Consider the following 13,727-nt stretch of genomic DNA (forward strand, 5'->3'; position numbering starts at 1 on the left):
AAAAATCAAGGTACCGGATCATGCCCGTGCCCACCCCATGGATTGCAACTGGCTATACGCTTTATAGTTAGCCAGCCTCCTTTAAATGCACCGTGCTTTTTTATTGCTTCCGCCCCGTATTGTGAACACGTTGGTGTATACCTGCATGATGCACCCGTTAGCGGAGAAATAAAGTATTGGTATATTTTTATAATAAGGATAAAAATATATCCTGTTATACCTTTAAATATATCCCATAAAAAGTTCATTTTAAAACTTGTCCTCCAAGTTGCTCCAGCAGTCTGAGCATTTTTTTCTCCATAAAATCAAATGAAGCGATCTCTTTACCAATATAACCGATGGATAATATGATGTTGATATCAGCACTATTTAGGGCTTGATATAATTGCGTGTGCTTATGAAGGCGATAGGCTTCGCGTATGCGCCGCTTTATTATATTGCGGTCAACAGCACGCTTGTAACGTCTTTTTGAAACGGAGAATACTATTTGTACAGGAAATTCCTGTGGGCCTTCGGCAGGCAACCAGGAGACACGGAAGGGATAACATAAAAAAGAAGAACCCTTATGAAAAAGACTCTCAATAAGCCTTTTGTTACATAAACGTTCTTCTTTTTTAAAAGTATACATAGTTGTTAATACTGAACCGAAAATAAGCGATTTACCCGGTTCGGTCCCCTTAAATTAAAGGAGAAAACAACCGGAATTATGCTTTGTGGCTACGCTCGTCAGATACTGACAATCTTTTTCTGCCTTTGGCTCTTCTTGCCGCAAGTATTCTTCTGCCGTTAGCAGTTGACATACGCTCACGGAAACCGTGTTTATTTCTTCTTTTCCTTTGTGAGGGCTGAAACGTTCTTTTCATAACTATATTTTATTCTATTCGTCGTTCTAAAAATAAGAGTGCAAATGTAGCGTATTTTTTAGTTTTTTCAAATAGTATTGTTGTTATTTGAGTAAATTTATCAACATTAATAAAGCTATCCACACATGAAGTTGTCTGTATTATCATTTCTCTTAATTTTTCCGTTAGTTGGTTTTTGTCAGGATTCACTAAGCACACATTATAAAATATATAATACCAGTACAAAAACTACAGCTACTTTAGAAAATGTAATAAATGATATGGCTAATGCAGATGTGTTATTTTTCGGCGAAGAACATAACGATTCAACCGGGCACCAGTTAGAATACCTGCTGTTTAAAAAACTTGCCGAAAAGTATCCGGGTAAAACTGCATTGTCTATGGAAATGTTCCAAACGGATTGCCAGCTTGTTTTAGATGAATACCTGAACGGGCTTATCCGCGAAAAGAACTTAATTAGCGATGCCCGTACATGGCCTAACTATAAAGACTATCGCCCATTGGTAGAGTACGCTAAAACGCAGCATATACCCGTAATTGCAGCCAATGCCCCATCGCGTTATACTAATATGGTAACACGTAATAGCTTAAGCAGCCTGCAGAACCTAAGCAAGAAGGCGAAATCCTATCTTCCTCCATTGCCAATTGATACGGCAGTTGGCCCATACTATCAAAAATTTGAGACCATAATGGGCGGACATGGTGCTATGGGTGGCATGCAGATCTATCAATCGCAAAATTTATGGGATGCTACCATGGGGTGGTCCATAGCCCGGTTCTATAAAGCACATAAAGATTTCAAAATTTTACAGTTAAACGGCGGATTTCACAGCGAAGAAAAACTGGGTACTGTAGTACAGCTTAAAAAATATGCGCCAAAGGTAAGGGTGATAAACATTGCCTCATATGCCGACGAAAGTTTTGATGATCCGGATTGGGAAAAGTTCGCGAAAATGGGCAATTATATCATTTTAACTGATCCTAAACTTCCGCGTAGCTACCAATAGATAACGGCAGGTAATTTGTGCAGCTAATTTAACAGGAGCTACATCAGGCCTTTTTATCCGCTAAAATATCCCTTATATCTGTAAGTAATAGTTCTTCCTTGGATGGTGCCGGCGGAACAGAAGGAGCAACTTCTTCTTTTCTTTTTAGTGAATTTATTGCCTTCACCACAAAAAATATACAGATAGCGATAATAAGAAACTGAATAACCGAATTAATGAACAATCCGTAATTTATTGATGTTTCGGGAGTATCTCCTATTGCAGGCTTAAGCACATATTTTGCATCTTTAAAATCGATACCACCTGTAATATAACCAATAGGCGGCATTATAATATCGTTCACTAACGAAGTGACTATTTTACCGAAAGCAGCGCCAATAATTACACCAACTGCCAGATCAATAACGTTTCCCTTTACTGCAAATGTCTTAAACTCTTTTACGAAACCCATAGTTGTTATTTTATGTTCTGAATAACTCAATATTATGAATAATTCACATTTTACGCAAACAAATTATATAAAACAGCCTTTTAACACCATCAGCCATCTTGTATAACTTATTTTAAAGTTAACAGTAATTGGTGTATTTTTGGCAACGTCTATTTTATTATGCTTAAACAAAATCTTCAGCAAAAACTCTTACAAAAACTCTCGCCGCAGCAAATACAATTTATAAAATTGTTGCAGGTGCCTACTGTATCGCTTGATACCCGCATCAAAGAGGAGCTTGAAGAAAATCCGGCACTTGAAGATATTTCACTTGCTAATATAAACGAGCCTGAAGAGCAATATCCTGACCGTGACCCGGATGAAGATATTTATAACAAGGATGATGAAAAAGGTGAAGCAGATGAATTTAATATTGACGACTATCTGCAGGACGACAATCTGAATGAATACGGTTCGCGCTATGATCAAAATGGCGACGATGACGAAGAAAAAAAAGAAATTCCGATTGCCGTACAAAGCTCTTTTTTTGAGAATCTGCAAACACAACTTGACTTGTTGCCTCTTTCAGACAAGGACTTCAGTATAGGAAAGCAAATTATTGGCAGTTTAGATGATGATGGTTATCTGCGTCGTCCGATTATGTCGCTCACGGATGATCTTGCCTTTTCGCAAAACGTAATAGCCGAAGATGAAGAAGTTGAGGACATGCTGAAGGTGATACAGGGGTTTGACCCACCCGGCGTTGGTGCACGCAGCTTACAGGAGTGTTTGCTTATACAGTTACGTAAAAAAGACGCCAGCGACCCCATTATTGGTAAGGCAATATTAGTGGTGGAAGATTACTTAGACGAATTTACGCGTAAACATTACGATAAACTGGAACGCTCATTAAACATGACTTCAGAAGAGTTAAAAGAAGTTATTAATGAAATACTAAAGCTTAACCCTAAGCCCGGCGACTCCAACGAGGTGAATAACAAGCAGATGCAGGTTATACCTGATTTCCATATCAAAAATAATGACGGTGTACTTATACTTACCTTAAATTCTAAAAACGCGCCTGAACTAAAGGTAAGTCGCTCGTATCAGGAAATGTTTCAGCATTATGATAAGGCCGCCCAAAAAGATAAAAAGATGAAGGAAGCTGTGCAGTTTGTTAAGCAGAAACTGGATTCGGCAAAGTGGTTCATTGATGCCATTAAGCAGCGGCAACAAACCTTGTTAAAAACCATGAACTCTATTATGCAGTATCAGTATGATTTCTTTTTAACAGGGGATGATAAAAACCTTAAACCAATGATACTGAAAGATATAGCCGATCGTATAGGAATGGATATATCAACAGTTTCGCGTGTGGCGAATTCTAAGTATGTACAAACAGAGCATGGCACCTACCTGTTAAAATCTTTTTTTAGCGAAGCGATACAAACTGAAAGTGGCGAAGAGGTTTCCAATAAAGAGGTAAAGAAAATACTGGAAGAGCATATTGGTAAAGAGGATAAACGCCACCCGCTTGCTGATGAAAAACTTACTGACATTTTAAAAGAAGCCGGTTATAATATAGCCCGCAGAACCGTTGCTAAATACCGCGAACAAATGAACATCCCGGTGGCCCGGTTAAGGAAAGAATTGTAAGTTTTTTTGTTTACAGCTTATTGGAAATATTTATTAATATAATCCAGCATTTCTGCTGTTATTTTACTATTGGTTGCCAGTAATTCACGGGTATTAAGCACTTCATCTCCGCCTTTAAAATTCACCACATTACCGCCTGCCTGTTTCAATATCACTATGCCTCCGGCTACGTCCCAGGGGTTGAGGTTATATTCAAAATAGCCTTCAAAACGGCCACATGCCGTATAAGCGAGATCAACAGCGGCAGATCCCATGCGGCGTAAACCATGGCACTGATGCATCAACTCCTCAAATAAATTTAAATAAGCCGGTTGCTTCTTGAAATCATAATAAGGGAACCCGGTAGCCAGAAGGCTTTGAGCAAGGGTTGGTTTATTGCTTACCTTTATTTCTTTACCGTTCAGATATGCAGGCGATTCGTTGCAGGCATAAAAGCACTCATCCTGATTTACTTCATACACTACCCCCAAAACCAGGTCATTATTTTTTTGCAGTCCGATGCTTACCGAAAATACAGGCAAACCATGTATAAAATTTGTTGTACCATCTAAAGGATCAATTATCCAGTTGTAAGTATCGCCAATTTTTGTGGTTGTTTTCTCTTCGGTAATAAAGCCCGCTTCAGGTAATATATTTTCCAGCCCGCTAACTATTTTTTTCTCTGCAGTTTTGTCAACGTAAGATACCAGATCATTCAGCCCCTTATATTCTATTCTGTCCGGATCGAAGGTTTTTCTTTCCTGCCGGATAAAAGCCCCGGCTTCTTTTGCTACTTCAGTTACCTGATTGATGATCTGGCTTAATTTCATGTTGGCGATGTTGTCTTAATGATAAGCTGAATGAAAAAAACTTATGTATAAAAAAGCTTGCCGCAAACAAGCTTAATGCTGCACATATCCGTGCCAATGGAGGATAAAAGCCCCATGATTGTATCATTATTTTCAGTACACCCAAATTGGCAAAGTAACCCACAAATGCTACGGCCGCAAACCTTATGAATTGCTTTGCTGGTGACGATTTAGACTCATTAAACACCATGTATTTAGTGATTAAAAAGTTAACAAGTACCCCCAGGCAATAAGATACACAAAGCGATAAGGTTGAGTTGCGGACGGATAATGATAGTACCTGATATCTATTTTGAGTAAATAAATTATGATAAAACACATAAAACACTGATATATCCACCAGAAAACCGGCACCTGCGGATAGCAAAAATCGTAAAGCCTGGCTCTTTGTTATTTTATACCAAAGGGATCTTTTAGCCATGCTTCAACGACGAATTTTTGTAACGCTTCTCCCCTACATAAATAAGTATACCGCCGCCTAAAACCATAAATAATGAGATCATCTCCGCCTGTGTAAAAGATATGCCCGCTAAATGGTAACGAGTGTTTACCCTTATCAGTTCAATAAAAAAGCGTTCTACCCCGTTTAAAATCATGTAAACGCCAAACAATACACCCGGCGCTTTAATTTTATTACGCATTTGCCATAAAACTATAAACAACAATATACAAGCAATTGATTCATAGAACGATGTGGGGTATACAGGTAATTTTAGTTCATTACAAAATTTACCTACGCAATCAGGGATACGGTTTCCCTCATCAGCCATATTAACGTTGTGCGGGAATTTGAACGACCACATCCAGTCGGGCGCCCAGCTTAACCAACTTGGTTTGGGTGAAAGGTTAGGTATACCCCAATCGCCGTCTCCCGCCATTTGGCAGCCAATTCTGCCAATGGCGTAAGATAGCATCATGCCGGGTGCACCAATATCAAGCATGGTTAAAGGTTTTACGCCGTGTTTGTTGGCTATATATAGTACCGCTGCTCCTCCGCATATCAGGCCACCGTAAAAAGTTAACCCGCTAAAGCCAAAAAGCATTTCAATGGGTTTATCCATAAACTGATCCCAATTTTCCAGCGCGTTAAATATTTTTGCACCTGCAAAACCAAAAATAGCAGCCCATAATAAAATACTGCCCATTAATTCATGCGGGGGAACGGTTACGCGCTTTGTTTCGGGTTTGGGCAGTAATTGTTTTTTATTTTCATAATAGGCCCAGTAAGCAAATGCAACCGCAAAAACTATCCCTCCTAACCAGTTGCCCTTAAGTGATAATAAAAAATCCTGCGGATTATCTATCAGGGCTTTATAATTTAAGGTTGCGTACAGTATTTTGTATCCTAAAACAAACCCGAATATGCCGTTACCTATTAACTCTACAGCAGAAACAGGTGCGCCGATGGTTATTGTTTTTTCAAAGGAATGGATATATCCTAACTTTTCCTTTCGCTTAAACTCTTCTGTAAAAGCCCAATAAGCCGCCATAAAAGCTATAGCTACAAAAAAACCAAACGTTTGTATAGGTAACGGAATGTTTAAGCCGGTCAGATATTCGATCAGCGAGGAAAGAGTTGGGAACATAGCTGCTATTTATTAAGAGGCGAATATAATAGTTAATGAACTAATATTTCGTCGCTTTCTGTTATTTCAACATCACCATCAGGTGAAATTGCGGTTAAACAAACTGTTTTGATTTCATTAACCAGCACAGGATCATACTTGGTTCTTACTTTAACATAATTGTGTGTAAAGCCATGCATATAGCCATCTTTAACATCTCCTTCAAACAGCACATGGCCGGTTTTATTTAGTTGAGATTCGTAAAAGGCTCTCCGTTTTTTGTCTGATAAAATATGAAGCATTTTACTGCGGTCGGCACGTGTAGAGCCGGGCACCGTGCCACCCATCTCTGCTGCTGGTGTATTCTCTCGTTCGCTGTAAGTAAATACATGCAAATAAGAAACATTCAGTTCATTCAAAAAATTATAAGTATCTAAAAAGTCTTCGCGTGTTTCACCGGGGAAACCTACAATTACATCTACACCTATGCAGCAATCGGGCATAAGTTGCTTTATCTTATTTACCCTTTCGGCATAAAGTTCACGCCTGTAGCGGCGCCTCATAAGTCCTAATATTTTATTTGAGCCTGATTGCAGCGGAATATGGAAATGCGGCACAAAACGTTTAGAATGCGATACAAATTCAATAATATCATCGCTCAGCAAATTAGGTTCTATTGATGATATACGAATACGTTCAATACCCTCTACCTCATCTAAAGCCTGTACCAGATCAAAAAAACGATCTTCGCGTTTACCGTTCCTTATACCAAAATCGCCAAGGTTAACTCCTGTTAAAACGATCTCTTTAACCCCGGATTCGGCTATCTCTTTTGCCTGCTCCACTGCATGTTCAATCGTATTGCTGCGGCTGGCGCCCCGCGCAAGCGGAATGGTACAAAATGTGCAGGAATAATCGCAACCATCCTGAACTTTTAAGAAAGTACGGGTGCGGTCGCCAAATGAATAAGAAGGCACAAATTCATTAGCTTCTGAAACAGGTTGGTTATAAACAACAGCTTTAGGATTTTTAGTAAGATCGGTGATATAATCAACTATCTGAAATTTTTCGGCCGCACCTAATACCATATCTACTCCGGGAATTTCGGCTATCTCTTTTGGTTTTAATTGCGCATAACAACCAACAATGGTTATATAAGCCTGCGGAGAAATCTTTAGCGCTTCTTTAACTATCTTCTTACACTTTTTATCAGCATTTTCTGTAACTGAACACGTGTTTATTACATACACATCGGGTGTATTGGTAAACTCCACCGTATCAAAGCCTGCCTGATTGAACAGGCGACCGATAGACGAAGTTTCCGAATAATTCAGTTTACAGCCAAGGGTATAAAATGCGACCTTTTTATTCATTTTTCGGCTGCAAAGATAAGAAATATTGATTTAATGAACAGTGATTGTAAAGATGAGCAGTAATTATGATACAGGAATTAATTTCAGATACTATTTATAGCTTCTTAAAGCTTCAATAACGCCTCTTGCTATAACTGCGTACCCGTTCTTATTCGGGTGTATCCCGTCATATGAAATTAAATAGTCTGCACCGTTATCTTTCATAAAAGAATAAATATCAATAAAGTGCACTTCATTTTTAAGAGCTATATTTTTTATAGCCTGGTTAAAAGTAATTTGCCTGAAATGTGTAGCCGGAGGCTCCACATTATATAGTGTAAAACCCTGATCTTTACAATAGTAAATATTTAATAGAATAATATCAGAAGGATTCCAATTTTTTGCCAGTGCGTTATTTATAACATACTGATAATCCTGAATAAATTGAGCTGTGGTAACATCGAAAACATTTTTACCTACATCATTCATCCCATAAGCAAAAAACAGGTATTTATCACCGGTGGTTTTTTCCGGGATCTCTGCTATCGCTCTGTTATACATGCTTAGCGGATCATCTGCACCATTAACATTTTTTACCATTGTAGTACCGCTAATCCCCAGATTTTCAAAGTCCCACCCCACAAATTTCGAAACATTATTTACCCAATTGTCGGCAATAACTGCATTTCCGCTATACCCTTCAGTAATGCTGTCTCCGAAAAAATAAGCCTTTCCGGGTACGGTTAAAGGTTTCTGTTCTGCAGAAAGTAAATTATCAGCGTTTAGTTTATCCGTATCTAATTTCACCTCGCTTTCCACAATACCCTTTTTACACCCCAGTAATATAGCAAATAAAAAAAGTGGCAATATCCGCTTCATAATCAGCTAATATTATATTCCCTCCCATCTGTAGCTTTCGTTATCCAACCCTATCAGGTCAATAATGCGGTTAACAACCGTCATAGCTAACTCCTCAATAGTTTTTGGTTTACTATAGTATGATGGAATTGCCGGGCAAATGATCCCCCCCGCCTCTGTAACCTTTTTCATGTTGCGGATATGGATCAGGTTAAGTGGGGTATCGCGGGCTACCAAAACCAACCTTCTTCGTTCTTTTAATATCACATCAGCAGCCCGACTTATCAGATCATCAGAAACACCCGATGCAATTCTTCCTAAAGTACCCATAGAGCAAGGCACAATAATCATAGTATCAAATTTTGCAGAGCCTGATGCAAAAGGCGCCATAAAATCATTTTTGGCGTACTGCTTGTAAGGATAGTTGGCATGGCCCGCATTATCCAGTTCGAATTCCCAAACCTGTTTGGCATTATCCGACATTACTACCGCAACTTCAGCAATTTGCTCATGTAATTGCTGCAGTTTATCTAACAAGAGTTTGGCATATATTGCACCGCTTGCACCGGTAATAGCTACTACTATCTTTTTTTTCATTGTCGGGATTTGAAGCAAATTAACGCAAGAAAAGTTAAAGGCACAAAAAAGGGTCGAATAACTCGTACTCGACCCTACATCTACCTATGAAAAACATGCCCCTTGAGGGGCAACACAAATATAACAACTGTTTGTAAATTTTTAAACAATTTGTTAAAATTATTTTAACCCGCTGTAGTAAAGTTTTTTTCAATAAGCGTTTGTATGATGCCATCAACCATACCAACGGTAGGCACATAAATGCTTTTGATGTTAGCGCATTTTAAAACAGTGAGGTATATTTCACAAGCCGGGATAATAACATCTGCCCTATCCTGGTTAAGCCCTAAAACATTAATACGCTCCTTTAAGGAGAAGGAATCCAGGTAGTTATACAAAGCCTTTAGCTTGATATACGACAGCGGGGAACCATCTTTTTCGTCAGATAATTTATACAATTTATTGATGTTGCCACCAGTACCTATCCCGAATATATTTTTATGCGATTTGGTATGCAACCTGATAAAATCTTTCATCTCCGTCCAGGTTTCTTCTTTATCCTGGTTATCCAGTATACGTATAGTTCCGAGATTAAATGATTCTGATGCCAGTAATTCACCATGCGAAAATAAAGACAATTCGGTGCTACCACCGCCAACATCTATATACAAGTAGTTTTTGTCCTTATCTATATTCACTTCGGCATGGCTCGCGTATATGATCTTGGCCTCGTTTTCACCATGAACAATTTCCAGATCAATCCCCGCTTCTTCTTTTATGCGAGCTACAACTTCCTGGCCGTTTTCCGCCTCACGCATGGCCGAGGTTGCACACGCCATATATTCTGTAACACGGTATACATCCATCAGGTTGCGAAATGCCTGCATGGATTTCACCAGATCGTTAGCCTTTTTTTCAGAAATATATTTATTTAAAAAAGCATCATCCCCAAGCCTTACCGGTGCCCGGATAAGTGTGTTCTTTTTAAATGAAACAGAAGTATCGTTCTCGATAATGTTGGCTATAAGTAATCTTACAGCGTTTGAACCTACATCAATGGCGGCGTATCTCAATTTGTTGCGGTTTTAAAAGTTTTAAGGTAATTGTATATATCTATTTGCGACCGTGTTAATACTTCGGCCTTTGTTTTATGGTATCTGTTAAGACTGTTGCCAGTTATTTCCCTTGCTTTGGTATTATCTTTTAATTGTATGTTGATTATATTTCTTATTTCAGCTTTCAATTCGTTGTCATATACCGGGAAGCCAACCTCTATACGGTTATCAATATTACGGGTCATCAGGTCGGCTGATGTCAGATACATCTTCTCATCGCCCCCGTTGCCATAAATATGTACCCTGGCATGTTCTAAATATTTATCTACGATACTTATTACCTCAATATTTTCACTGAATCCCTTAACTCCCGGTATGAGGCAGCACATTCCTCTAACAATCAAATTTATCTTCACCCCTGCATTACTTGCCTGATACAGTTTGGCTATTACCTGCTCATCAGCCAGGCTATTCATTTTTAGTATCATATAAGCAGGCAGCCCTGCTTTGGCATTTTTAATTTCGGTATCAATTAATTTGTATATAGCCGGGCGGGAATCAACAGGAGATACAATAAGGTTTTTTAATCCCTTAGGGAGCGAATTTTTGTTTAACGCCTTGAATATGTTTACCAGATCTGCAGTTATTTTTTTATTAACCGTAAGCAAAGTGTGATCAGCATAAATGGCAGCGGTTTTTTCATTATAGTTACCTGTAGATAAACACGCGTAATATTTATTTTTGCCACGTTCTGTGCGTGTAACCATGCATATTTTAGAATGCACTTTATAACCATCTACTCCGTACAGAACATTTACTCCTTCTTCCTCTAACCTGTTACTCCAGTATATATTATTCTGTTCATCAAAACGAGCCCTTAACTCCACCAAACAATTTACTTTTTTTCCATTTTTAGCCGCGTTAATAAGCGCGTGTATGATCTTTGAATTCTCCGCAAGCCGGTAAACAGTAATATTTATTTCCCTTACCTTTGGGTCTATCGCCGCCTCACGTAAAAAATGAATGATATAATCAAACGACTGATAGGGTGTGCTGATCAGAAAGTCCTTTTTAGCGATAAGGCTCATCAGGCTTTTACCAAAAGATAATCCGCTAACAGGAAGGGGTATATTTTTATTATATTCCAATTCCGGCCTGCCTACATTCGGGAATTTTATAAAATCCTTAAAACTATGATATCGGTTTCCGGGTATTAAACTTTCCCCGCTTACCTTCATTTTTTTTACCAGGTAGGTGAGCATATCCAAAGGCATCTCACTATCGTACAATAAACGCATGGGTTTACCCTTACGCCTTTTTTGAAGACTCTTGGCTAATGAATCAATAAATTTCTCACTTACTTCCTTATCCAGATCAAGTTCCGCGTCGCGTGTTAATTGCAAGGAGAAAGCTTCGATGCTATCATGCTCAAAAATGAAAAAGATATCCTCGAGGTTATACCTGATGATATCATCCAACAGAATAATAAATTTAAGATTATTCGTATCCGGAAGAACAAGGAAACGGGAAAGGTTATCCGGAAACTCTATCAATGCAAAACGGGATTTTTTATTTTTGGTAAGTTTTACAAAAAAATAAATTGCCCTGTCGCGCAGTTCAGGCAGGGGCAGGTTATCATCAAGCATAATGGGCACCAGGGTGGAGAGTAGCCGCTCCCTGAAAAAGCTTTTTACAAAAGCACCCCTTGTAACGTTCAGCTGTTTATCATCAAGCAGGAATATCTTTTCTTCGGCAAGTTGCTTTACTATAATATTCTCATACAGATTATTAAACTTACGTTCCTGCTTTACAACAATATTTTTGATCTGATTGAGCAGTTTCTTAGGATTGTAACCTAATATCTCCTTTGCCTTTTCATTCAGATTTGACAAACGGCTTAAGGTAGCGACCCTTACCCGGTAAAACTCATCAAGATTAGAAGAAAAAATTGCTAAGAACCTGATGCGCTCTATCAAGGGTACAGATGAGTCTGCAGCTTCCTGCAAAACCCTGTCATTAAAATACAGCCAGCTTATTTCCCTGTTTATTAACGGAATGTTCTTAGTATCCATAGAAGTGCTTTTTACAGCGGTAGCCACAAATCTGCCTATTTAAATGTTAATTTAATATTAATTAATGAGCGGTATGGTTATTTAACTTAATATCCGAACCGAGAGCTGCACAATTTCAGTTATAACAAATGTTACCTTAGCTTTGTAATATAATAAAACTAATTTTTATGCCATCATTTGATATAGTAAGCAAGATAGACGGACAAACACTGGATAACGCTATCAACAATGCAAAAAAGGAAATTTTGAACCGTTACGATTTTAACGATTCAAAAAGTACAGTAGAGTTGGATAAGAAAACCAATGAGATACACATACTTACCGAAAATGACATGCGCGTTAAAGCCATACAGGATGCCATCATCAGCCGTATGGTTAAACAAGGCATAGATCCAAAAGCGCTTGATTTTGGTAAGGAGGAATATGCATCAGGCAATATGGTACGCAAGGAAATTAAAATAAAAGAAGGAATAGATAAGGAGGTGGCTAAGAAGATCGTTAAAAAAATTAAAGACAGTGGCCTAAAGGTACAAGCATCTATTATGGACGACCAGGTACGTGTACAGGCCAAAAAGATAGATGACCTGCAAGCGGTGATCAGTCTTTGCCGGGCTGATGATTTTGGGCAGCCTCTGCAGTATATTAATATGCGGAATTGATATTAACCAGTGTCAGTTTGTTCAGTTTGTTCATTTTCTTCAAGAATTGTAATAGCTATTTCTATAACCACTACATTTAGGAATATATAGTTAAACATATATATGTCGCCAAGTTGCCGGGGCGTGGTTGTGGCAAATTTGTAACCTAAAGAAATAATTTATTTATGAAAAATTTAAAACAACTGAGCAGGTCTGAAATGAAAAAAATTAATGGTGGTTTACCACCTGTTTGCAATCCGGATAACTCATGCACTGTAGAATATTTAGGTGCTTTATTATTTGCCAATTGTAGTACTACAATTAACGGTGGTTGTATATGCTCTCGTGATTTTAATGGTACTATTATTTATGGTGATACTACTTATTGTAGTAGTCCTGTTTCTTAACATAAGGAACAACAACATTTTTTTAATATAATGTTTTTTTATTATAAAATATTTATCAACGATATTCATTGAATATTACTTTTTAATTATTCTATTTCAAAATATTGGGATGTCTATAAAAAAAAAGTTTTTATTATTCGCAAGCTTTTTATTCATCCTTTTTTCGTGGAATGGCTATGGCCAGGTTCCCGACACCGTCCGGGAGAAAGTTCATCTTCATTTAGACAAACCTTTTTATGCGGCGGGTGATACCCTCTGGTTCAAAGCCTATGTGGTAATTGCCGGAAGCAACCGCCTTTCGGCACTCAGCAAGGTTTTGCATATAGAGTTCATTAACCGGCAGGATTCCGTGATCCGCTCATTGCTGCTCCCGCTGACCGAGGGACTGGCCCGAGGAGAT

General features: G+C 38.3%; 17 protein-coding genes. 5 read left to right on the forward strand and 12 right to left on the reverse strand.

Going from position 1 to position 13,727, the window contains the following annotated elements; genetic code table 11:
* Positions 1-5: 5 nt before the first annotated feature.
* From yidD to rpmH, 3 genes are all read right to left on the reverse strand, one after another.
* Positions 6-248 (reverse strand): membrane protein insertion efficiency factor YidD, encoded by a 243-nt coding sequence (yidD, locus tag I5M19_RS09595; protein ID WP_200066019.1) that lies wholly within the window; start codon positions 246-248, stop codon positions 6-8.
* Entirely contained in the window at positions 245-628 is a 384-nt protein-coding gene (gene rnpA, locus I5M19_RS09600; RefSeq protein WP_200066021.1) for a ribonuclease P protein component, read from the reverse strand. The genes yidD and rnpA overlap by 4 nt, the downstream gene beginning before the upstream one ends.
* Before the next feature lie 76 nt (positions 629-704).
* A complete protein-coding gene (rpmH, locus tag I5M19_RS09605; RefSeq protein WP_096351641.1) occupies positions 705-863 on the reverse strand; it encodes a 50S ribosomal protein L34 in 159 nt (52 codons plus the stop codon).
* Positions 864-988: 125 nt separating this feature from the next.
* Between rpmH and I5M19_RS09610 the strand changes: the two genes are divergently transcribed.
* Positions 989-1,870, forward strand: coding sequence for a ChaN family lipoprotein (locus I5M19_RS09610; protein ID WP_235985789.1), 882 nt, complete (start codon positions 989-991; stop codon positions 1,868-1,870).
* Positions 1,871-1,913: 43 nt separating this feature from the next.
* Here I5M19_RS09610 and mscL read toward each other — a convergent pair whose 3' ends face one another.
* The gene (gene mscL / locus I5M19_RS09615) at positions 1,914-2,321 is read right to left on the reverse strand and encodes a large-conductance mechanosensitive channel protein MscL (protein ID WP_200066023.1); all 408 of its coding nucleotides are present in this window, start codon (positions 2,319-2,321) and stop codon (positions 1,914-1,916) included.
* Positions 2,322-2,480: 159 nt separating this feature from the next.
* Here mscL and rpoN point away from each other — a divergent pair, with 159 nt between their 5' ends.
* Complete coding sequence (gene rpoN, locus I5M19_RS09620; protein WP_200066029.1) at positions 2,481-3,956, forward strand: RNA polymerase factor sigma-54; 1,476 nt, start codon at positions 2,481-2,483, stop codon at positions 3,954-3,956.
* Positions 3,957-3,973: 17 nt separating this feature from the next.
* On the opposite strand, the gene I5M19_RS09625 is transcribed toward rpoN, so the two are convergent.
* From I5M19_RS09625 to ppk1, 8 genes are all read right to left on the reverse strand, one after another.
* Positions 3,974-4,765 (reverse strand): inositol monophosphatase family protein, encoded by a 792-nt coding sequence (locus I5M19_RS09625; RefSeq protein ID WP_200066030.1) that lies wholly within the window; start codon positions 4,763-4,765, stop codon positions 3,974-3,976.
* Positions 4,731-5,225 carry a GtrA family protein gene (locus I5M19_RS09630; protein ID WP_200066031.1) on the reverse strand — a complete coding sequence of 165 codons (495 nt, stop codon included), beginning with the start codon at positions 5,223-5,225 and terminating at the stop codon, positions 4,731-4,733. Before I5M19_RS09630 ends, I5M19_RS09625 begins: the two co-directional genes overlap by 35 nt.
* Entirely contained in the window at positions 5,218-6,390 is a 1,173-nt protein-coding gene (locus tag I5M19_RS09635; RefSeq protein ID WP_200066032.1) for a prolipoprotein diacylglyceryl transferase, read from the reverse strand. The genes I5M19_RS09630 and I5M19_RS09635 overlap by 8 nt, the downstream gene beginning before the upstream one ends.
* A gap of 32 nt (positions 6,391-6,422) precedes the next feature.
* Complete coding sequence (gene mtaB / locus I5M19_RS09640) at positions 6,423-7,742, reverse strand: tRNA (N(6)-L-threonylcarbamoyladenosine(37)-C(2))-methylthiotransferase MtaB (RefSeq protein ID WP_200066037.1); 1,320 nt, start codon at positions 7,740-7,742, stop codon at positions 6,423-6,425.
* A 90-nt stretch (positions 7,743-7,832) separates the two neighbouring features.
* Positions 7,833-8,600 carry an SGNH/GDSL hydrolase family protein gene (locus tag I5M19_RS09645; protein ID WP_200066039.1) on the reverse strand — a complete coding sequence of 256 codons (768 nt, stop codon included), beginning with the start codon at positions 8,598-8,600 and terminating at the stop codon, positions 7,833-7,835.
* 12 nt (positions 8,601-8,612) lie between these two features.
* Positions 8,613-9,176, reverse strand: a complete 564-nt coding sequence (locus I5M19_RS09650; protein WP_200066041.1) for a UbiX family flavin prenyltransferase — start codon at positions 9,174-9,176, stop codon at positions 8,613-8,615.
* A 164-nt stretch (positions 9,177-9,340) separates the two neighbouring features.
* A complete protein-coding gene (locus I5M19_RS09655) occupies positions 9,341-10,228 on the reverse strand; it encodes a Ppx/GppA phosphatase family protein (RefSeq protein WP_200066044.1) in 888 nt (295 codons plus the stop codon).
* Positions 10,225-12,282, reverse strand: coding sequence for a polyphosphate kinase 1 (gene ppk1 / locus I5M19_RS09660; RefSeq protein ID WP_200066049.1), 2,058 nt, complete (start codon positions 12,280-12,282; stop codon positions 10,225-10,227). The genes I5M19_RS09655 and ppk1 overlap by 4 nt, the downstream gene beginning before the upstream one ends.
* Positions 12,283-12,449: 167 nt before the next feature.
* Between ppk1 and I5M19_RS09665 the strand changes: the two genes are divergently transcribed.
* The 3 genes from I5M19_RS09665 to I5M19_RS09675 form a co-directional block, all read left to right on the forward strand.
* A complete protein-coding gene (locus tag I5M19_RS09665) occupies positions 12,450-12,941 on the forward strand; it encodes a YajQ family cyclic di-GMP-binding protein (RefSeq protein ID WP_200066050.1) in 492 nt (163 codons plus the stop codon).
* 164 nt (positions 12,942-13,105) lie between these two features.
* Positions 13,106-13,327 (forward strand): bacteriocin-like protein, encoded by a 222-nt coding sequence (locus I5M19_RS09670; protein ID WP_200066051.1) that lies wholly within the window; start codon positions 13,106-13,108, stop codon positions 13,325-13,327.
* A 109-nt stretch (positions 13,328-13,436) separates the two neighbouring features.
* A partial coding sequence (locus I5M19_RS09675; RefSeq protein ID WP_200066052.1) for a hypothetical protein occupies positions 13,437-13,727 on the forward strand: 291 nt, incomplete at its 3' end.

The sequence above is a fragment of the Mucilaginibacter segetis genome (assembly GCF_016522075.1).
In the GTDB taxonomy this organism is placed as follows: Bacteria; Bacteroidota; Bacteroidia; order Sphingobacteriales; family Sphingobacteriaceae; genus Mucilaginibacter; species Mucilaginibacter segetis.

Bases quoted from the DNA above. Each gene is read 5' to 3' on its own strand.
- yidD (WP_200066019.1), bottom strand. From the start codon at position 248: ATGAACTTTTTATGGGATATATTTAAAGGTATAACAGGATATATTTTT.
- rnpA (WP_200066021.1), bottom strand. From the start codon at position 628: ATGTATACTTTTAAAAAAGAAGAACGTTTATGTAACAAAAGGCTTATT.
- rpmH (WP_096351641.1), bottom strand. From the start codon at position 863: ATGAAAAGAACGTTTCAGCCCTCACAAAGGAAAAGAAGAAATAAACAC.
- I5M19_RS09610 (WP_235985789.1), top strand. From the start codon at position 989: ATGAAGTTGTCTGTATTATCATTTCTCTTAATTTTTCCGTTAGTTGGT.
- mscL (WP_200066023.1), bottom strand. From the start codon at position 2,321: ATGGGTTTCGTAAAAGAGTTTAAGACATTTGCAGTAAAGGGAAACGTT.
- rpoN (WP_200066029.1), top strand. From the start codon at position 2,481: ATGCTTAAACAAAATCTTCAGCAAAAACTCTTACAAAAACTCTCGCCG.
- I5M19_RS09625 (WP_200066030.1), bottom strand. From the start codon at position 4,765: ATGAAATTAAGCCAGATCATCAATCAGGTAACTGAAGTAGCAAAAGAA.
- I5M19_RS09630 (WP_200066031.1), bottom strand. From the start codon at position 5,225: ATGGCTAAAAGATCCCTTTGGTATAAAATAACAAAGAGCCAGGCTTTA.
- I5M19_RS09635 (WP_200066032.1), bottom strand. From the start codon at position 6,390: ATGTTCCCAACTCTTTCCTCGCTGATCGAATATCTGACCGGCTTAAAC.
- mtaB (WP_200066037.1), bottom strand. From the start codon at position 7,742: ATGAATAAAAAGGTCGCATTTTATACCCTTGGCTGTAAACTGAATTAT.
- I5M19_RS09645 (WP_200066039.1), bottom strand. From the start codon at position 8,600: ATGAAGCGGATATTGCCACTTTTTTTATTTGCTATATTACTGGGGTGT.
- I5M19_RS09650 (WP_200066041.1), bottom strand. From the start codon at position 9,176: ATGAAAAAAAAGATAGTAGTAGCTATTACCGGTGCAAGCGGTGCAATA.
- ppk1 (WP_200066049.1), bottom strand. From the start codon at position 12,282: ATGGATACTAAGAACATTCCGTTAATAAACAGGGAAATAAGCTGGCTG.
- I5M19_RS09665 (WP_200066050.1), top strand. From the start codon at position 12,450: ATGCCATCATTTGATATAGTAAGCAAGATAGACGGACAAACACTGGAT.
- I5M19_RS09670 (WP_200066051.1), top strand. From the start codon at position 13,106: ATGAAAAATTTAAAACAACTGAGCAGGTCTGAAATGAAAAAAATTAAT.